Here is a 20,470-nt window from a genome sequence, read left to right as displayed (position 1 = left end):
CTAGAAAAAGTTATGGAAGATATTCAATTACTTGAAGATAAACTAGAGTTCTTAAAGCAACTGAATACAAGCAGCACACTAGTGTATTATCCAACAAATATAAGTTTTGAAAAATTCAAAGATAAGATTTTTTTATTAAACAAGAGGAAAAAAGTGATAGATGTTAATGATAAAATAACAGTTTACATGTCATTACACACAGAGAATTTAAAAATAGTAGAGGTTAAAGGTACATTTTTTAAAGAAAATATTAAATTAAACCTTATGCTTGAAAATAATAAGCTTATTCATTTATTTGAGCGTGAAAAAGAAAAACTGATTAACGCCTTAGAAAAGTGTGGTTTTAACAATATTATATTGAATTTTGAAGAAAAAAGTGAAGACGTTGATGTGTTAGATTATTTTGGTGAAGAAAGACAAGAACATTTAACTTTGGATATAAGGGTGTGATATATTGAATAAAGATAATAAGGAAAAGATTGCAGTTGCATTGAAATATGATTCAAGTGATAAAGCACCGATTGTTATAGCTAAAGGAAAAAACAACATTGCAGACAAAATAATTGAAAAAGCTGAAGAAGAAGATATACATATACATAAAGAAAAAGAATTAGCAGAGAATCTTTATAAATTAGATTTAAGTATGCAAATTCCTGAGGAATATTATGCAGCAGTGGCAGAAATACTAGCCTTTATATATACTTTAGACAAAAAGCAAGGTGAAAAAGTTGGCTAATAATAGAGCAATGGGGTCATTTGGAGAAAGACAAGCTATTAAGTATTTAAAAAATAATGGATATATATTATTAGCTAAAAATTTTAACACATACTTTGGGGAAATAGATATAATTGCTAAGCAAAACGATGTAATAGTGTTTATAGAAGTTAAAGCAAGAAAGAATGCTAACTATGGTTATCCTTATGAGGCTGTTAATAATAAAAAGCAGCAAAAGATTATAAAAACTGCTTATGCATATATAAAAAAGATGAACTTAAAGAATTATCAGTATCGTTTTGATATTATTGAGGTATATCTTTGTGGTAGCTCACAGTATAAAATTAACCATATTTTAGATGCATTTTGGTTGACTGATTAAGGCACAGAGTTTAGCGAAATAGGTTCTGTGCCTTTTGTATTAGAAAATCATGATACTTTTCAAAAAGTAGTCCTACTATAAACCATGCAGGGAAGTAGTCAAGTCTAATATATCCATATAAAGTTAGTTTAGAAGAACGTTTATAATCCCATGGACATATACCTATCATTTTATCTAAAAGAAATCCAGTTAAAAATTCTATAGAAAAAATTAATACTGTCCAAATAAAACCTCTTACAACAAAATTTTCCCTCCTAATTTTATTATGTATAGGTTCTAAAAATATTGCAAGTCCGTATATAAAGAACATCCATAAATATGTGTGTCCTGTTAGTGTTAAATCCCCGTATATTAAAGAACTAAATCCTGTCCAAAAAACTTCGATTAATAACCCACTAAGACCGTAAATTACATATCTTATTAACATAATAATATTATGTTCTATTAACAATTTATTATTCTTTACTATGTATAAAGACAAAATAGTACACTTTATATATTAGATGTCGCTATTTGACTATTACCCAGGGAATAGGAAATGGACTATTTTTACAAATAAACCATAACTATAATACAAGTAACATATTTTGTTTGTTGAATTAATGAATAAGTTCTTATAAGTTATAATTTAGGGAGGTATAACGGTGGATAAAAATAGAGTAAGAAAATTATTATTAGTATTAATTATTAGTAGTATAGCAATGTATACTTTCTTTTACACAGGAGATATACAAGGAGAATGTACTAAGTTTAACATGTCATATATATACTTTACTGATGAATCCACTTATGAGTACTATGTTAATAGAACTTCTAATTCTTTACAAGTTATTTCTCCAAATTATTTTAATATAAATGATGATGGTTCTTTAAAAATTACAAGTAAATTAGATAAAAAGTTTATAAAGAATATGCATAATGAAAATGTAAAAGTTGTACCTTTCTTGAGTAATCACTGGGATAGAGAAAAGGGTAGAAAAGCATTAGAAAATAGATATGTATTAGTTAATCAAATAGTACAAGCTATAAATAAGTATAACTTAGATGGTATAAATGTAGACTTGGAAAATCTAACGGAGTTAGATAGAGACAATTATACAGACTTTGTAAAACTACTAAGACAGGAGCTATCAGAAGAAAAAGAAGTGTCAGTTGCAGTTGCGGCTAATCCTAAAAAACTTAGTAAAGGTTGGCATGGATCTTACGACTACAAAGAGCTATCAAAATATAGTGATTATTTAATGTTGATGACTTATGACGAAAGTTATTATGGTAGTTATCCTGGACCGGTTGCTAGTATTTCTTTTGTAGAGGAATCTATTAAAGTAGCATTAGAAGAAGTTCCAGCTGAAAAAATAGTGTTAGGCATCCCGTTTTACGGAAGATACTGGAATCTTCAGGAGCGTATAGGTGGTCGTGGTATTAGTCTTATAAAGATACAAGAATTAATAAAAAAATATAATGGACAAGTTACATTTGATAAAAAAAATATGTCACCAGTGGCTACGTTTATTATTAGCCCAAAGGATGAAAAAACTTATGTATATGGAAGGGAATTAAAAACTGGTAATTATGTTGTTTGGTTTGAAAATGAAGAATCTATTAAATCTAAATTAAGATTGGTTCAAAAGTACAACCTGAAAGGAACAGGTAGCTGGAGTTTAGGACAAGAGCCTGAAAATACATGGGACTATTATAACTTGTGGCTTAATGGTAAATATTACAAGGATATTGAAGGACATTGGGCAATGGCTAGCATATTGGATGTAGAAAGTAAAGGTTGGATGAAAGGGATATCAAATACTCATTTTGCTCCAAATAAAAGTCTGACAAGAGCTCAAGCAGCTGTTACATTAGTTCGTATATTAGGACTCGAAGATAACACTAAAGAGGATAGTTCATTTAAAGATATTAAAGGACATTGGGCAGAGAAAGAAATTACAATTGCTGAAAAACAAGGGCTTATAAAAGGGATAGAAGAAAATAAGTTTGCTCCAGATGAATCAGTAACAAGAGAGCAAATGGCGGTTATGTTAGATAGATTGTTAAACTTAGAAAAAAATGAAAGTACTGAGGTATACTATAAAGATATAGTCCGAGAACGATGGTCCTATGAGGCTATAGTAAAAATGACAAAACATAATATATTCAAGGGATTTAATGATAAAACCTTTAAACCAAGACAAAAGATAACAAGAGCACAGATGGCTACTTTATTAAATAGAATATCACATTTAGTTGAATAGCATATTAAAATTAATACTAGACCACCAAGGAAAAACCTTGGTGGTCTAGTTTACTTAAAAAAGATTTAAACTGTACCTTGCGCCATCATAGCATTAGCAACTTTTAAGAAACCAGCTATATTAGCTCCAGCTATATAGTTACCTTCCATTCCATATTCTTTAGCTGCTTTATCAGACATCTTGAAGATATTAACCATAATATCATCTAATTTTTTATTTACTTCTTCAAATGTCCATGATAATCTCATACTGTTTTGTGCCATTTCAAGTGCTGAAGTAGCAACTCCACCAGCATTTGCAGCTTTTGCAGGAGCAACTAAGATATTGTTTTCAAGGAATAAGTCTAATGCTTCATTTGTACATGGCATATTAGCACCTTCACCTACAGCTATAACACCATTGTCTATAAGTTTTTGTGCATAATCAACATCGATGTCATTTTGTGTAGCACAAGGTAGTGCAATATCACACTTAACATCCCATACTTTTTTACCTTCATAGTATTCAGCTTCTGGATGATATTTTACGTACTCACTAATGCGTTTTCTTTCTACTTCTTTAATTTGCTTAATAGTATCTAGTTTAATTCCATCTTTATCATATATGTATCCTTTGGAATCAGACATAGCAACAACTTTTGCACCATATTCTTGAGCTTTTTGACAAGCATAAGTGGCAACGTTACCAGAACCAGAAATAACAATTGTTTTATCTTTTAATGATTCATTATTAGCAGCTAGCATTTCTCTAACAAAGTAAATTAAACCGAAACCAGTTGCTTCTTTTCTTACTAAAGAACCTCCATAAGTCAAACCTTTTCCAGTTAGAACACCAGCTTCATAAGCATTCCTTAATCTTCTATATTGACCAAATAAATAACCAATTTCTCTTGCACCTACTCCAATATCACCTGCAGGTACATCTACATCTGGACCTATATGTCTATATAATTCAGTCATAAAGCTTTGGCAGAATCTCATTATTTCAGCATCTGATTTACCTTTAGGGTCAAAGTCTGAACCACCTTTTCCACCACCAATAGGTAAACCTGTTAATGAGTTTTTGAATATTTGTTCAAAGCCTAAAAATTTAATTATACCTAAGTAAACTGAAGGATGAAATCTTAACCCACCTTTATATGGACCTATAGCACTATTGAATTGTACTCTAAATCCTCTGTTAACATGAATATTTCCATTATCGTCTACCCAAGGTACTCTAAACATAATTTGTCTTTCAGGTTCAACTATTCTTTCAAGGATTCCATTTTCAATAAACTCAGGATGCTTTTCCAAAACTGGTTCAATTGATTTTAAAACTTCTTCTACAGCTTGATGGAATTCAGATTCGCCAGGATTTCTTTTTTTCACTTGTTCTAAAATATCTTGTACCTTTGACATAAAATCATCTCCTTTGTTTGAGTTTTTGAAAAAATATTTCTCTTTTAAATTATACAACTTTTTATGTTTTTTATAAACATGTGATTTAGATTTTTTTGGTAAAAAACGTTTGCCAATATCATAAAAAACATTATCATAAATGACAAACACCTTAATTAAACTTATGACAGTTTTAATATACCCAATTATTTATTTGTAAAACATTAAATAAACATATGTAGAAATGCAAAGAATGATAAGAATAAAATATTAAAAGATTAGTAATAAAACCAACATCAGCTGGTATGATAAATTAAATAGAATATTAAAAAATAAAAGAGAATAGGTAATAAATCTATTCTCTTATTTAATACCATTTATTTCTAAACGATTTTTATATGCTAGTGAAAATAACCATCTATATAAATCTTCAATCTTAGCTTTTTTAGGAAATTCAAGTTTATGTGTAGCAGTATCTTCATAATTAGAATTGCGCTTTACATTTGTTAGATATGTAATAGTAATTTCACTATCATCAATTCCTGCACCTGCAGTTTCTATTTCACAATCAACAATATTCATTAAGAAAATAGATTTAACAGACATTTTCTTTCCTGTAGTACCTTGAAATATCACTACATCTCTAATTAAAGTGAAAGCTTGTTGGATTTCTTCATCGTTTATTAAGTATTGACCGTATTTTTCTATTGCAGTATTAGAATCCATTTGATTTAAATTACCAGAAATTCCATTCATTAAGTTTCCGAACAGTCCCTTACCCATAATCTTTACCTCCTAACAATTAGTTTGCTTTTAATATTGTACAATACTAAACTAAGTAAAACAAGTAAAGTTTATCGAATATAAAAAGTATTAATGTGTTTTTATTAGTGGGGTTAAAATTTTTTATTTTGATACCTTTTAAAAGGTTGTAAGGGATTTATTTGTAAAAAAATGAAGGAAATATTTACTAAATCTTGAAGTATAATAATGAAATAACTTATGAAAGAAGGGGAATTATGTTATCAAAAGTAAAAACTTGCGTGTTGCAAGGGTTAGATGGTTATTTAGTTGAAGTTGAAACTGATGTTTCTAGAGGAATGCCTAGTTTTAATATTGTAGGATTACCTGATACAGCAATTAGAGAAGCTAAAGAAAGAGTAAGGACTGCTATAAAAAATAGTGGATATGAGTTTCCATTAAATAGGATTACTATAAATTTAGCTCCAGCTAATTTAAAAAAAGAAGGTTCACAGCTAGATTTGCCAATTGCTGTTGGTATTTTACTAGCAGTTGAAATAATTAAAAATAATAACTTAGATAATGTATCTTTCGTAGGAGAGTTATCTTTGGATGGAAAGATTAATAAAATAGATGGAGCTTTACCTATGGTAATATCATTAAAGGAAAAAGGTATTGAAAAAGTTATAATTCCATATGACAATAAAGAAGAGTGTAGTGTAGTTGATAGAATAGATATAATTCCTGTTAAACATCTTAGTGAATTAGTACTATATTTAAATGATGAAATGATTATTGAGCCTTACAAAAGGAATGTAAATCTCTTGCTTGAAAATCAAGAAGATAATTATGAAGATTTTGGTGACGTCAAAGGACAGCAGATGTTAAAAAGAGCTATGGAAGTAGCGGCTGCTGGTTCTCATAATATACTTATAATTGGTCCCCCTGGCTCAGGAAAAACTATGATAGCAAGAAGATTACCATCTATTTTACCTAAATTGACATTTGAACAAGCTTTAGAAATTACGAAAATATATAGTATAGTAGGATTACTTAATGAATATTCATTAGTAACTAAGAGACCATTTCGTGCTCCACATCATACGATGTCTAATGTATCGTTAGTAGGTGGAGGTAGAATTCCAAGACCAGGCGAAGTATCATTAGCTCATTATGGAGTGCTATTTTTAGATGAGCTTCCTGAATTCAAAAAAAGCGTATTAGAGGTGTTAAGACAACCTATGGAAGATGGACATGTAACCATATCAAGAGTTAATGCATCTTTATCATATCCATCAAAATTCATGCTTGTTGCTAGTATGAACCCTTGTCCGTGCGGCTATTACGGGGATCCTACCCATGAATGTACATGTAACCAAAGGGATATAGATAGATATTTAGGAAAGATTAGTGGTCCTTTACTTGACCGAATAGATATTCATATAGAAGTAAGCCCTGTTAAATATAATGAGTTAGAGAATAATAATTTAAAAACCGAATCGTCTAAAGAGATTAGATATAGAGTTGATAAAGCACATCAGGAACAGCTTGAGCGATACAAGGATGAAAATATCTATTCAAATTCAGAATTAACGCCTAAACATATGAAGAAATATTGTGAGCTTGATGATGAAGGTAAAATGCTAATGAAACAAGCTTTTGACCAATTAGGTCTTAGCGCTAGAGCATACAACAAAGTTTTAAAAGTTGCTAGAACTATTGCTGATTTAGAGGGGAGCAAAAATATAAAATCTAATCATTTAGCTGAAGCAATTCAATATAGAAAACTGGACAGAAAATATTGGAGTTAGTTTATAATATTATGTGAGAGAAGGTAATAATATGGATAATAAAGATATTTTAATTTGGTTAAATAGTATTAATGGAATTGGTAATAAAATGATTGATAATTTGATAAAATACTATGGCGATTTAAAAAGTATTTGGGAAGCCAAAGAAAGCTCTATTAGGGAGTTTAAAGGATTAAATAATCAAATAAAAAGCAAAATGCTTGCTACAAGAGATAAAACATATGTAGAGATGCTTAAGAAAAGAATCAAAGAACTAAAAATTAAAGTAATATCAATTTGCGATAATGAATATCCTAGTATACTAAAAAACATATATGACCCACCAAAAATATTGTTTGTAAAAGGTAGTATAGTAAAGAAAGATAGTTTTTCTATTGCGATTGTGGGTTCTAGGAAGACGACACCCTATGGAAAATGGGCTGCAGATAAGTTTGCTAGAGAATTAAGTAGAATGGGGATTACTATTGTAAGTGGAATGGCTAGAGGTATAGATACTATATCCCATAAAGGAGCACTCAAGGAAAACGGGAGAACTATTGCTGTTTTAGGAAGCGGTATAAATGTAATATATCCTAAATCTAATAAAGAATTATATAATCAAATAATTAATAATGGAGCTATTATATCAGAGTTTCCTATAGATATGCAGCCAGTAGCTCATAACTTCCCTATGCGCAACAGAATAATTAGTGGTCTTTGTCTTGGGGTTATTGTTATTGAAGCTAAAAAGAAAAGTGGTTCTCTAATAACAGCACAACATGCACTTGAGCAAGGAAGAGATGTGTTTGCTCTACCAGGTAATATAAACAGTGTTTATAGTAAAGGAACTAATTTACTGATAAAAGATGGAGCAAAACTGTTGACGGATGTTGATGATATTTTAGAAGAGATAAACATATTAAAAAGTATTTTTGAAAAAGTTGAAAATAAACAAATAAACAATAGAGAATTAGGTAAAGATGAGAGTAAGGTATTAGAAATTTTATCGGAGCGTCCAATGAATTCAGATATTATTGCTTCAAAAATTAATATTGACATATCAAAAGTAAATAGTATACTTACTATATTGGAAATGAAAGGTTTAGTTAAATTGTTACCAGGAAACTTATATACAGTACAATAAAAATATACAAATTGGACGTAGTTTTTTATTTTTGATATAATTACAGACATTATTAAGCGGAAATATACGGAGGTGTTTAACTTGGCAAAGTCTTTAGTTATAGTTGAATCACCAGCAAAAGCAAAAACGATTGGTAAGTTCTTAGGTAAAAATTATAAAGTAAAGGCTTCAGTGGGACATGTAAGAGATTTACCTAAAAGTAAACTAGGTATTGATATAGAAAATGATTTTGAACCGAGGTATATAACAATAAGAGGAAAAGGACCAGTATTAAAAGAATTAAAAAAAGAAGCTAAAAATGTTGAAAAAATTTATTTAGCGACTGACCCAGATAGAGAAGGGGAAGCTATTTCATGGCATTTAGCTCATATTTTAGGCTTAGATGAAAGTGAAAACTTTAGAATTGAGTTTAATGAAATAACTAAAAATGCTATTAAAAATGCTATTAAAAAACCTAGAAAGATAGATAAAGACTTAGTAGATGCACAACAAGCTAGAAGAATATTAGATAGGTTAGTTGGTTATAAAATAAGTCCTTTATTATGGAGAAAGGTAAGAAAAGGTTTAAGTGCAGGTAGGGTACAATCGGTTGCTACAAAATTAATATGTAAGAGAGAAAGAGAAATAGAAAACTTTAAACCAGAAGAATATTGGAGTTTAAATGTACAGTTAAAAAAGGATAAAAATAAATTTGAGGCTAGTTTTTATGGAGAACTTAATAATGGTAAAGAAAAGAAAATAAAGCTAAAGGATAAACAAAGTGTAGACAAGATTATTAAACAAATAAAAAAATCTGAATTTATTGTAGATGAGGTAAAAAAAGGTACAAAAAAGAGAAATCCGTATCCACCATATACTACAAGTAATTTACAACAGGATGCAAACAAAAGATTAGGATTTTCTACTAAGAAGACTATGATGATAGCCCAGCAGTTATATGAAGGAATAGATATAAAAGGAGAAGGGACAGTTGGTTTAATTACTTATATCAGAACAGACTCTGTTAGGATATCAAAGGAAGCAATGAAAAATGTTAATGATTTTATAGTTGAAAGCTATGGTGAAGAATATTCTTCTGGTGGGAGACAATTTAAAAAAGGAAAAAAAGACGTTCAGGATGCCCACGAAGCTATAAGACCTACTTCAGTTTTAAGACATCCAGAAAAAATAAAAGATTCTTTAAAGAAAGATCAATATAAATTATATAAACTGATTTGGGAAAGATTTGTTGCTAGCCAAATGAGTCCAGCTTTATATGAAACCCTTTCTTTGAAAACCAAAGCTGGTAATACAATTTTCAAAGCTAGTGGGTCTAAACTAGCTTTTGATGGATTTATGAAGGTATATACTATTAAAAATAAGGAAAAGGATATAAACATACCAAATTTAAGTAAGGGAGAGACAGTTAAGCTAATTAATACTGAGCCTAAACAACATTTTACACAGCCACCATCTAGATATACAGAGGCTAGCTTGGTAAAAACGTTAGAAGAACTTGGTATAGGAAGACCTAGTACTTATGCTCCTACAATAAGCACTATTATAAATAGAGGTTATGTAATAATAGAGAATAAATCTTTAAAACCTACAGAGTTAGGATTTGTAGTAACAGATTTATTAAGTGAGCATTTTAAAGATATTATCAGCGAGGAATTTACTGCTTATATGGAATCAAAACTTGATGAAGTAGAAACGGGAGACATGGAATGGAAAACGATTATAAGAGATTTCTATGATAAATTTAAAGTAACACTGGAAACTGCAGAAAACAATATTAGCAAAGTAGAATTAAAAGAAGAAGAAACAGATGTTAAATGTGAAAAATGTGGTAGGAATATGGTAATTAAACATGGGAGATATGGTAAATTCTTAGCGTGTCCAGGATACCCAGAGTGTAAGAATACTAAACCTTTAATAAAAGAAATTGGAGTTAAATGTCCGGAATGCGGTGGAGATATAGTAGAAAGACGTTCGAAAAAGGGAAGGAAATTTTATGGTTGTAGTAATTATCCGAAATGTAAATTTGTATCTTGGTATAAACCTATAAACGAAAAATGTCCTGAGTGTGGTAGTTTATTGGTTGAAAAATCAAATAAAAAAGGAAAAACAATAATGTGTATGAATAAAGAGTGTGGGTTCAAAAAACAGAAGAAAGAGTAGAAAAATATTGATTAACATTTAAAAACTTATATTTATCCTGTAATAAAAAAATAAAAAACACGAAAAAAGTAACAAAAACAAGAAAAAATAAAATTTTAACAAAATTATAATTGAATATAGTTGAAAAATGTAGTATCATTTATATTCGGTGGTTGGGAGTGAGCATATGCTAAAAGGAATTTCGGGAGCATTGATTTAAAGTATAATAATCCTATATTTGAAGGATTTAGTAAGATATTCAGTCTAATAAAAGTATTGTACCTAAAGGAATAAAAATTACAGCTACTGAAGAAGCTATAAACAAATAGCAAAAATTACTTATTTATCAAATGTACAGTAACAGAATATATTAGGAAATGTGTTTATAAGTCTTGAAACACTCGATAGGATGTGAGGATAGTAAAGGTTACATGAAAAAAACGTCTGAATTATAAAAGCACTCTGCAATAGAAAAAAGAACAAAAACATATTTTATAAACCAAAGGAGGATTACTATGGGTGAAAGTTTATTGCAAAAGACTAGAAGATTGAATAGATTATTACAGAATACAGGTACAAAACCTGTTTCGTTTTCAGAAGTTACAAAGACTTTAAGTGAGGTTTTAGAAGCAAATGTTTATATAGCAAGCAGAAAAGGTAAGGTTCTGGGATTTGCTTTATCACAAGGCTTCGAATGTAGTATTATTGAAAATGAAGTAGTAAAAGAAAGAAGATTTCCAAAGGAATACAACGATGAATTATTAAAGATAACTGAGACTAAAGAAAATGTTAGAGAAATAAGTGAGTGTGTATTTGACCAAGTTTCTAAATGTGACTATCCAAATAAAATTACTATGATCATACCTATTAACAGTGGAAGTTCTAGACTAGGAACATTGGTATTAGCGAGATTTGGGAGAGAATTTTCGGAGGAAGACTTAATTTTAGCAGAATATAGTGCAACAGTAGTAGGCATGGAAATTCTAAGAGCAAAAAGTGAAGAGATAGAAGAAGAAGCGAGAAAAAAAGCAGTAGTTCAAATGGCTATAGGAACATTGTCCTATTCAGAATTAGAAGCAGTTGAACATATATTCAATGAATTAGATGGAAATGAAGGACTATTAGTTGCTAGTAAAATAGCAGATAGAGTTGGTATAACACGTTCTGTTATTGTTAACGCTTTAAGAAAATTTGAAAGTGCAGGATTAATTGAATCTAGGTCATTAGGAATGAAGGGTACACACATCAAAATCTTAAATGACAAACTTTTAGATGAATTAAAAAAGGTTAGAAATTAGCTAGAATGACATTAACATGTCGTTCTAGCTTTTTTGGTGCATTAATTTGGTATAATAGACTAAATATATATATTCGTTAATTAAGTGAAAATTATAAGGTTAAACAAATAGGTCTAGTGAACTAAAAAATCAAATAAAGAAGGGATTTGAAAAAAAAGGTAGAATATAATAGAATGGTATTAGGAAATATCGAATATATGCAAAAAATGCGATTTGAATTGAAATGTATTCTGAAAGGTTTTGAAATGGAGTGATAATATGTTAAATACTAGTTACCGTTCAATAGATATAATGAAAAAAGCATTAGATGGAACATGGCAAAGACATGAAGCAATTACTAACAATATTGCTAATGTGAATACACCGGGATATAAGAGGATAGAAGTTAATTTTGAAGCTGAATTAAAAAATGCATTACAGAAAGATGGTTTGTCGTTAAATACAACTAATGAAAAACACATATCCAAAAATGATACCTTGAATTCTTTTAATCCAACTGTAAAAAGGGACTATAGCTATTCCACGAGAAAAGACGGTAACAATGTAAATATAGACGTCGAGAGTGCTGAACTAGCAAAAAATACAATTATGTATAATTCATTAATACGACAGGTTTCAAATGAATTTAGAAAGATAAAGATGGTATTGAATGAAGGAGGTAAATAATAATGGGAGCTTTTAATTCAATAAATGTAAGTGCTTCAGCTCTTAGTGCAGAAAGATTAAGAATGGATATAATTTCAAAAAATATAGCAAATGCAAATACTACTAGAACTAGTGGTGGAACACCTTATAGAAGGCAGATGGTAGTGTTTAGAGAAAAAGATAGTAAGCCTTTTTCTTCCTATTTAACTAAAGCATCTAAAGAAAAGATAAAAGGTGGAGGAGTAGAAGTAACATCGGTAGTTGAAGATAAAAGTGCATTTAAGAAAGTTTATGACCCGGGACACCCTGATGCGAATGAGGATGGATATGTTTTGATGCCGAATGTAGATATAATGAAAGAAATGGTAGATATGATATCTGCATCTAGAGCATATGAAGCTAATGTAACCGCGATAAATTCTACAAAATCAATGTCAATGAAAGCACTAGATATAGGTAGATAACGGAGGGAATTAAATGAGTATTAATAATATACAAGGAATAAATTTTAATAAAGCTTTAAATAATATAGAAAATATATCTAATCAAGAGAAAAATAAATCAGATTTTGGAGATTATTTATTTCAAGAACTAGACAAGGTAAAGAGCTTACAAGTTGAGGCGAACAACTATAATAGAATGTTGTCTACAGGTAAAATAAATAACATTCATGAAGTAATGATAGCCACCGAGAAAGCAAATATTGCACTACAATTTACATTAAGTATAAGAAATAAAGTAATAGATGCATACAAAGAAATTACAAGGATGCAAATATAATTAAAGTTGCACCAAGAAATGAGGTGTTTAAATGGAAGTAATCGAAAAAATAAAATCTCAACTAAATGAGTTTTGGCAGAAAACAGATAAAAGCAACAAAATTAAGTTAGGTGTGGCTTCATTATTAATTATAACTAGTATTTCTTTAATGATATATTTTGTTACTAAACCGAATTATGAAGTATTGTATGCTAATTTAACTTTAGAGGATGCAGGCGTTATTACAAAAAAGCTTAATGAAATGGGAATAGACTGGACAACAGGACAAAGTGGAACAACTATTTTAGTTCCTGCTGAAATAAAAAATAAAGTTAAGTATGAGTTAGCGGCTGAGGGACTACCTAAGGATGGATACAGTTTTATAGATGCATTTAATGATAGTAGTTGGACTATGACTGATTACGATAAGAAACAAAGATTAAAATATGCTCTTGAAAGTGAATTAGCCAAGAACGTTACAGATATAAATGGCATTGAGAGTGCTAATGTATACATATATATGCCAGATGACTCAGGTTTTGTACTTAGCGATAATAGTGGACAAGCAAAAGCATCTGTTTTTATAAAACTATCTGGTCTTAATAGATTGTCTTCAGAAAAAGTAAATGCTATTAAGAATTTAGTTTCTGGAGCGGTAAGAGGAATGAAACCAGAAGATGTTACAATTACAGATGATTTAGGGAAGTCCTATAATGATGAAAACAATGATTATTTTGGAGAATACAACTTAACTGAGCAATTAGACATTCAGCAAGCATTACAAAGCAAAATAGATGATAGTATAAGCAAATTTCTAGAAAATATATTTGGGTATGGAAATGTTGCTGTTAGGTCAAGTGTTCAAATAAATTTTGATAGTGAGTTAACAAATATACGAGAATTTTCTCCACCTGTTGAAGGTAGCGAAGAAGGACTCATTAGAAGTATGGAGACAATTGAAGAACATATGGTTAATGGACCGGAAAATGGTGGAGTCCCAGGGGTAGACTCAAATACAGGTGATATACCTGACTATGGACAAGGTGATGATAACAATTCAAAATATGATAGTGCACAAAAAACTATAAACTTTGAACTTAATGAAATAAATAAGCAGATAAGAAAAGCACCGGGACAGATTGAGTCTGTTACTGTAGCTATATTGATAAATGAAAATTCTTTAAAAGAGTCTCAGTTAACTGAAGAGAAAAAGAAGGAGATAAAAGAGCTTATATATGCAGCAACGGGTATAGAAACAAAACAAGTAGAAGTGAGTGCTGCTGAATTTAATACAGAAATAAAAAACGAAGATATGTTTAGAGAACCGAGTGAAAGAAATATGGATAATCAGTGGTTAATGATAGGTTTACTTGCTATAGGTTTTGTATTAGTGGGGACATTAGGATATATGGTATATAGAAGAAATAAAGATAGAAAGAAAGATGTTTCAGAAATGCTAGATGAGGCTATGAATCAAGAGCCAATACCAGAAATCGATATAGAAGGAAAAGGAAATTCTGAAATGGTAGCTCAAATAAATAGATTTGTAGATAAAAAGCCTGAAGAAGTAGCTCAATTATTGAAAAACTGGTTAAACGAGGAATAGGGGTGACAATGTGGCAAAGAGGAAATTGACAGGGAAAGAAAAAGCAGCAATACTCTTGATAACACTGGGACCGCAAAAATCAGCTGAAATATTTAAACATTTAAATGAAGAAGAGATAGAAGAACTTACTTTAGAAATTGCAAACATGAGAATGGTATCACCCGAAGAAAAGGATATGGTAATCCAAGATTTTTATCAGTTGTGTTTAGCTAAAGAGTTTATATCAGAGGGTGGAATTAATTATGCGAAAGATGTTTTAGAAAGAGCACTGGGTTCACAAAAAGCTATTGATATTATTAATAAGCTAACTACATCTCTACAGGTAAGACCTTTTGAGTTCATAAGAAAAGCGGACCCAGCACAGCTTTTAAATTATATACAAAACGAGCATCCACAGACTATAGCTTTAATATTAGCGTATCTAAAACCTAATCAGGGGGCACAGATACTATCTAGTCTTCCGCAAGATAAGCAAGCTGAAGTCGCTAGAAGAGTAGCTATTATGGATAGAACATCACCTGATATTATTAGAGAAATAGAAGGAATTTTGGAAAAGAAATTTTCAAATATTGTATCACAGGATTACACTTCAGCTGGAGGTGTACAATCAATAGTTTCAATTTTAAATGCTGTAGATAGAGGAACTGAAAAATATATAATGGAAGAACTAGAAATGAAAGATGCTGAATTAAGCGAAGAAATTAGGAAGAGAATGTTTGTGTTTGAAGATATTGTTACACTTGATAGTAGATCTATACAAAGATTTATTAGAGAAATTGATAATAGCCAATGGGCTATTGCTCTTAAAGGAGCAAGTGAAGAAGTCAAAGAAGTTGTATTCTCTAATATGTCTAAGAGGTTAGTTGAAATGATTAAAGAAGATATGGAATTTATGGGTCCTGTACGACTTAAAGATATTGAAGAGGCTCAGCAAAATATTGTAAATGTTATTAGAAGGTTAGAAGAAGAGGGAGAAATAGTAACCCCAAGGGGAGGAGATGATATAATTGTCTAATGTTATTAAATACAATTTTGTAATAGAAGAAGAAGCTACTCCCCAACAAAACAAACCTGAAACATATAACAATAAAGAGAATGAAATTGAAGAAAGATTGAAAGAGCTAGAAAAAATAAAACAGCAAATTATAAGTGACGCAGAATTACAAGCTGAAAGGATTATACAAGATGCAAAAGACAAAGCTGATGAATATATTGAAGGTTCATATGCAAAGTCAAAAGAAATTATAGAAGAGGCTAGAAAACAAGGGTTTAATGAGGGATATAGTAAAGGTTATCAGGAAGGCAAAGAGGATGCTGATAAGTTAATTGAAGAAGCTAATGAAATCAAGCGTGAATATTTAGAAAGAAGTAGAAAAGTAATTAAAAATATTGAAAAGGATGTAATCGAGTTAGTTATTAAAAATTGTGAAAAGATAATTAATATGAAATTAGACGATGACAAAGAATTAATCTTGTCAATTGTAGAGAAAGGTCTAGAAAGTCTAGCTGTGAGTGAAAAGGTTACAATTAGAGTTTCACCTGATGATTATGATGTGGTTGAATTATCTAAAGGTAGGATTTTAGCAATGGCTACTTTAGTAGAGGATATAGTAATTAAAAAGGACAATAACCTCGAAAGAGGAGGATGTATTATTGAAACAGAAAAAGGAAGTGTTGATGTAAGCATTAAATCACAAATCGAAGAGATGAAAAAAACATTATATAGTTTAATAGACAGTGAGTGATTCTGGTGTATGAAATAAATATAAAGAAATACTTAAAAGAAACGAAGGCCATAGAATATATTAAATATAGAGGTAAAGTTACTAAAGTAACTGGATTAACTATTGAATCTAGTGGACCATTGGCTAAAATTGGTGAGCTGTGTTATATATATCCTTTTAATCAAGAAAGGCCGATACTTGCAGAGGTCGTTGGCTTTAAAGAAGAAAAAATACTGCTTATGCCTTTAGGTGATATGGAAGGTATAGGTCCTGATAGTACTGTTGTAGCTAGTGGACATTCTTTAAGAGTAAAAGTAGGAGAAAACCTTATAGGGAGAGTTTTAGATGGGTTAGGTAACCCTATAGACGGAAAAGGACCGTTAAAGACAACAAATTATTATTCTGTATTTAATAATCCACCAAATCCTTTAAAAAGGAAAAAGATTAAAGAGGTATTATCGCTGGGAATAAAATCGATAGACGGATTATTAACTTGTGGTAAAGGACAAAGAATAGGAATTTTTGCTGGAAGTGGTGTAGGAAAAAGTACGTTGATGGGGATGATAGCTAGAAATGCCCAAGCAGATATAAATGTTATTGGCCTGATAGGAGAAAGGGGAAGAGAAGTTAGAGAGTTTATAGAAAAAGATTTAAAAGAAGAAGGACTTAAAAAATCAGTATTAGTAGTAGCTACATCTGACCAACCAGCTTTAGTAAGAATGAAAGGGGCATTGCTAACTACAGCTATTGCTGAGTATTTTAGAGATAAAGGTAAAAATGTTATGTTATTAATGGATTCGTTAACTAGATTTGCAATGGCACAACGTGAAGTAGGACTTGCCATTGGAGAACCTCCCGTTACGAGAGGGTATACACCTTCAGTATTTGCAGTATTACCTAGACTATTAGAGAGGGCAGGAACTTCTGATAAAGGAACTATTACAGCGCTATATACTGTATTAGTTGATGGAGATGATTTAAATGAGCCAATAACTGATACGGTAAGAGGTATATTAGATGGTCATATAGTATTGTCAAGAAAGTTAGCAAATCAAAATCATTATCCAGCTATAGATATACTTGCTAGTGTAAGTAGGGTCATGCCGAACATTGCCCAAAATGAGCATATTGAAATATCTAATAAAATAAAAGATATGTTAGCGACGTATAAAGAATCAGAAGACTTGATAAGCATTGGTGCTTATAAAAAAGGAACTAATCAAAAATTAGATAAGGCTATAGATGTTATTGACCTTATAAATGAAAAATTGTTAAAACAAGGAATAATGGAGTCGTATGGTTTTAACGATACCTTAAAGATTATGAAAACAATAAATGATAAAATATAGTGGAGTGGTATTATGAAAAAGTATAAATTTAAACTCCAAAAGATATTAGACTATAAAGAAGGTGTAGAAAATAAGAAAAAATCACTATATGGTAAGTTAAAGAAAGAACTCGAAGAGGAAGAAAAGAAACTTAATCAGGTAGTGATGCGTAAAAAGAAATTGTTAGCAGAAAGAAATGATGCTCTAGAAGGAACTACAATAAAAGATTTAAAAGCATATAGTTTGTATATTAATAGCATAAATGATGAGATACATCAGCAAAAAAACATAATAAATAGAAAAAGAGAAGAATGTGAAGGAGCAAAGAAAGAGTTAATTGATATTACAAAGGAAAGAAAGATGTTTGAAAAATTAAAAGAAAAGGACTATAAGGAGTACACTTATTTAGTAAAAAAAGAAGAAGAAAAATTAATAGACCAGTTAACTTGTTTCAGTAATTATATAAAGTAATGGGGGTATAGTATGGTTAGAGAAAATAAATCTAGTAGAAGAATTAAAAATATAGTTATTGTAATATTTACTATCCTTTTCGTCCCCCTCTTAACAACTAGTATTTTATATTATTCTAATAATACATTTAAAAATGCAACCAATGAAATAATGAAAAAAACTCCAGGGGTTATAGGTGATTATTTTTCTAAATTCCCTACTGAAGAAGAAAAAGAGGAAAAGAAAAAGTATTTAGCTAAATATTATACTTCTTTAGAAAGTAAGATAGCAGCAGATAAAATTTATATAGTTAAGAAAAATGATGAAGAACTATTTAATGATATAGTAAGTTATATGAATACTATATCAACAAGAAAAACTAAGGAAATATTAAAATATGTTAGAAATATAGAGTTGAGAAAGGATTTATTATTTTCTATATATGATGAAATTCAAAATGAAAAGGAATCAGAATTTAACAATGAAGTCAAAAAAATTGAAGAAATGGATACATACTTAGCTATAAAAGAAATTGAAAGACGAATAACACAAGATAGTAGTAGCATAAAACTAATAGCTGATATAATGGCAACATTAAATGAAAAAAAGGCAGCTGAGATTCTATATTATTTAAAAGATGACATTAAGTTAAAGCTAACTAAATTAATTGATAGTGATAAAATGTATAAAATAAATCAAGCTTTAGAAAACAAGACATTAAAAAATAAAGAATTTATGGAATTAGCTAAGAATTATGGAGTAAAAGACTCAAAAAAAGCTTATGAAGAAATTGGTAATAAAGATAAGTATAAAATAGATGAACTAGCTATGATATATTTAAATTTACCAGAAAAAAAAGCGGCTGAAATCTTAAGATATTCTAAAGATGAAGAGTTTATAGAAGAATTATTTACAGAGATAAGATACTTAGAGAGATTTGAAGACAATATAAAAGAATCAAGAACTGTTAGAATAAGAAAAAATATTACATTTTTAAACGAATATGAAGAAAAGATAACTGATTTGGCAAAAGTATATGAGAATATGAACTCGAATGAAGTTGCTGATATAGTTGAAAAGATGATGTTTAAAGATGATACTCTAAGTTTGTTTTTTATGGAAGATAGTTATCAATACCAGATATCAGACGCATCTATAATATTAGATGTTATTAAGAAGATGAAAAAATCTAGTGTATCTGATATTTTAGGTAATATGGATGCCAGAAAAGCAGCTGAACTTACAAAAAAGCTAGCTTTACCTGAATAAATATATTAAAAAGGAGGTGAAACAATTTGCATGAAGGAGCTGCTATAAATCTATTACAATTTAAAGATATTAAATTAGAATCACAAAAAAGTTATAGTAAAAAAGAAAGAAATGAATCATCTGATTTTTCACAGATATTGAGCAAAGAAACTAATAAAACTACTAATAATGATGCTAAAAAGATTAGCAGTAAACCAAATACTAAGGAAATACAGGAAAAGACGAAGGAGAAAAAGAGCGAAAAAAAAGAAGGAAGAGATAAGATAAATAAATCAGAAATGAAAGATACAATAGAATTAGAAAAAGAAATAGATGTAACAGACAGTGATAATGTTAAAGAAATAATAACAATGTTAGAAAAATTGGAAAGGCAGTTGGAAGATTGTGTAGCTAACATCGATGAGCTAAATAAAGACCAATTAGATACAGAAGGCATCAAGGAATTATTATTTATAGTAAATAACTTAATTAATAATATTAACGGCAAGCTTTTAAATGAGAATGAAATTAGCACAGAGGAGATTATTAAGTTAAACAAACTACTAAAGGAAATAGATACGAGTCTAAATAACAATGAAATATTATTTGAAATTAAAGATAATAAGGTAAGCACAAAAAATCAAGTATTATTAGAAATCAAAAACATATCTAAAAACATAGAAAATTTAATAACAGAGATTGAAAGTTATAATCAAAATAAAGATATCCGAACTTTATATGTTAAGGAGTCAGTGGAAATTACTGAAGTGAGTAAAGATAAGTCTAATTCAAGAGCTACTAAATCAAGTGAAAATAGTAGCAAAGAGAGTAAAAGTGAATTATCAAATAAGAAGAATAGTATTTTAAATAAGTCTA

At 29.5% G+C, this 20,470-nt stretch carries 21 protein-coding genes; 18 read left to right on the top strand and 3 right to left on the bottom strand.

Annotated elements, in window-relative coordinates; translation table 11 throughout:
• The 3 genes from L21TH_RS14670 to L21TH_RS13250 form a co-directional block, all read left to right on the top strand.
• The coding region (locus L21TH_RS14670) for a hypothetical protein (RefSeq protein ID WP_162138506.1) at positions 1 to 450 on the top strand (450 nt) is incomplete at its 5' end.
• 4 nt (positions 451 to 454) lie between these two features.
• Positions 455 to 736 (top strand): EscU/YscU/HrcU family type III secretion system export apparatus switch protein, encoded by a 282-nt coding sequence (locus L21TH_RS13255; protein ID WP_006317441.1) that lies wholly within the window; start codon positions 455 to 457, stop codon positions 734 to 736.
• The gene (locus tag L21TH_RS13250; RefSeq protein WP_052002727.1) at positions 720 to 1,097 is read left to right on the top strand and encodes a YraN family protein; all 378 of its coding nucleotides are present in this window, start codon (positions 720 to 722) and stop codon (positions 1,095 to 1,097) included. Before L21TH_RS13255 ends, L21TH_RS13250 begins: the two co-directional genes overlap by 17 nt.
• A gap of 10 nt (positions 1,098 to 1,107) precedes the next feature.
• Here the strand turns inward: L21TH_RS13250 and L21TH_RS13245 are convergent, their stop codons facing one another.
• Complete coding sequence (locus L21TH_RS13245) at positions 1,108 to 1,524, bottom strand: putative ABC transporter permease (RefSeq protein WP_034430304.1); 417 nt, start codon at positions 1,522 to 1,524, stop codon at positions 1,108 to 1,110.
• 217 nt (positions 1,525 to 1,741) lie between these two features.
• On the opposite strand from L21TH_RS13245, the gene L21TH_RS13240 reads away from it, so the two are divergent.
• A complete protein-coding gene (locus tag L21TH_RS13240; protein ID WP_006317438.1) occupies positions 1,742 to 3,343 on the top strand; it encodes a glycosyl hydrolase family 18 protein in 1,602 nt (533 codons plus the stop codon).
• Between the two features lie 65 nt (positions 3,344 to 3,408).
• Here L21TH_RS13240 and gdhA read toward each other — a convergent pair whose 3' ends face one another.
• Positions 3,409 to 4,743, bottom strand: a complete 1,335-nt coding sequence (gene gdhA, locus L21TH_RS13235) for an NADP-specific glutamate dehydrogenase (RefSeq protein WP_006317437.1) — start codon at positions 4,741 to 4,743, stop codon at positions 3,409 to 3,411.
• A gap of 342 nt (positions 4,744 to 5,085) precedes the next feature.
• Entirely contained in the window at positions 5,086 to 5,505 is a 420-nt protein-coding gene (locus L21TH_RS13230) for a PH domain-containing protein (protein WP_006317436.1), read from the bottom strand.
• Positions 5,506 to 5,741: 236 nt separating this feature from the next.
• Here L21TH_RS13230 and L21TH_RS13225 point away from each other — a divergent pair, with 236 nt between their 5' ends.
• The 14 genes from L21TH_RS13225 to L21TH_RS13160 all read left to right on the top strand — a co-directional run.
• Positions 5,742 to 7,274, top strand: coding sequence for a YifB family Mg chelatase-like AAA ATPase (locus L21TH_RS13225; RefSeq protein WP_006317435.1), 1,533 nt, complete (start codon positions 5,742 to 5,744; stop codon positions 7,272 to 7,274).
• 31 nt (positions 7,275 to 7,305) lie between these two features.
• Positions 7,306 to 8,397, top strand: a complete 1,092-nt coding sequence (gene dprA / locus L21TH_RS13220) for a DNA-processing protein DprA (protein ID WP_006317434.1) — start codon at positions 7,306 to 7,308, stop codon at positions 8,395 to 8,397.
• An 81-nt stretch (positions 8,398 to 8,478) separates the two neighbouring features.
• Positions 8,479 to 10,557 carry a type I DNA topoisomerase gene (gene topA, locus L21TH_RS13215; protein ID WP_006317433.1) on the top strand — a complete coding sequence of 693 codons (2,079 nt, stop codon included), beginning with the start codon at positions 8,479 to 8,481 and terminating at the stop codon, positions 10,555 to 10,557.
• A gap of 494 nt (positions 10,558 to 11,051) precedes the next feature.
• Complete coding sequence (gene codY, locus L21TH_RS13210) at positions 11,052 to 11,834, top strand: GTP-sensing pleiotropic transcriptional regulator CodY (RefSeq protein ID WP_006317430.1); 783 nt, start codon at positions 11,052 to 11,054, stop codon at positions 11,832 to 11,834.
• Between the two features lie 258 nt (positions 11,835 to 12,092).
• Positions 12,093 to 12,500: a flagellar basal body rod protein FlgB gene (gene flgB, locus L21TH_RS13205; protein ID WP_006317429.1), complete on the top strand. Its 408-nt coding sequence runs from the start codon at positions 12,093 to 12,095 to the stop codon at positions 12,498 to 12,500.
• Positions 12,501 to 12,502: 2 nt separating this feature from the next.
• The gene (gene flgC, locus L21TH_RS13200; RefSeq protein ID WP_006317424.1) at positions 12,503 to 12,943 is read left to right on the top strand and encodes a flagellar basal body rod protein FlgC; all 441 of its coding nucleotides are present in this window, start codon (positions 12,503 to 12,505) and stop codon (positions 12,941 to 12,943) included.
• 13 nt (positions 12,944 to 12,956) lie between these two features.
• A complete protein-coding gene (gene fliE / locus L21TH_RS13195; RefSeq protein WP_006317423.1) occupies positions 12,957 to 13,259 on the top strand; it encodes a flagellar hook-basal body complex protein FliE in 303 nt (100 codons plus the stop codon).
• A 31-nt stretch (positions 13,260 to 13,290) separates the two neighbouring features.
• Positions 13,291 to 14,844 carry a flagellar basal-body MS-ring/collar protein FliF gene (gene fliF, locus L21TH_RS13190; protein ID WP_006317422.1) on the top strand — a complete coding sequence of 518 codons (1,554 nt, stop codon included), beginning with the start codon at positions 13,291 to 13,293 and terminating at the stop codon, positions 14,842 to 14,844.
• A 10-nt stretch (positions 14,845 to 14,854) separates the two neighbouring features.
• Positions 14,855 to 15,859, top strand: coding sequence for a flagellar motor switch protein FliG (gene fliG, locus L21TH_RS13185; protein ID WP_006317421.1), 1,005 nt, complete (start codon positions 14,855 to 14,857; stop codon positions 15,857 to 15,859).
• Positions 15,852 to 16,589, top strand: coding sequence for a FliH/SctL family protein (locus tag L21TH_RS13180; protein WP_006317420.1), 738 nt, complete (start codon positions 15,852 to 15,854; stop codon positions 16,587 to 16,589). Before fliG ends, L21TH_RS13180 begins: the two co-directional genes overlap by 8 nt.
• 5 nt (positions 16,590 to 16,594) lie before the next feature.
• The gene (fliI, locus tag L21TH_RS13175) at positions 16,595 to 17,917 is read left to right on the top strand and encodes a flagellar protein export ATPase FliI (protein WP_006317419.1); all 1,323 of its coding nucleotides are present in this window, start codon (positions 16,595 to 16,597) and stop codon (positions 17,915 to 17,917) included.
• Between the two features lie 12 nt (positions 17,918 to 17,929).
• On the top strand, positions 17,930 to 18,367 hold the full coding sequence (fliJ, locus tag L21TH_RS13170) for a flagellar export protein FliJ (protein WP_006317418.1): 438 nt from the start codon (positions 17,930 to 17,932) through the stop codon (positions 18,365 to 18,367).
• 12 nt (positions 18,368 to 18,379) lie between these two features.
• Complete coding sequence (locus tag L21TH_RS13165; protein ID WP_006317417.1) at positions 18,380 to 19,615, top strand: MotE family protein; 1,236 nt, start codon at positions 18,380 to 18,382, stop codon at positions 19,613 to 19,615.
• A gap of 26 nt (positions 19,616 to 19,641) precedes the next feature.
• Positions 19,642 to 20,470 (top strand): V-type ATP synthase subunit I domain-containing protein (locus tag L21TH_RS13160; protein WP_034430298.1); only part of this gene is annotated, 829 nt, incomplete at its 3' end.

The organism is Caldisalinibacter kiritimatiensis, from assembly GCF_000387765.1.
Classification (GTDB): Bacteria; Bacillota; Clostridia; order Tissierellales; family Caldisalinibacteraceae; genus Caldisalinibacter; species Caldisalinibacter kiritimatiensis.
This window is presented reverse-complemented; position numbering and strand designations above follow the sequence as displayed.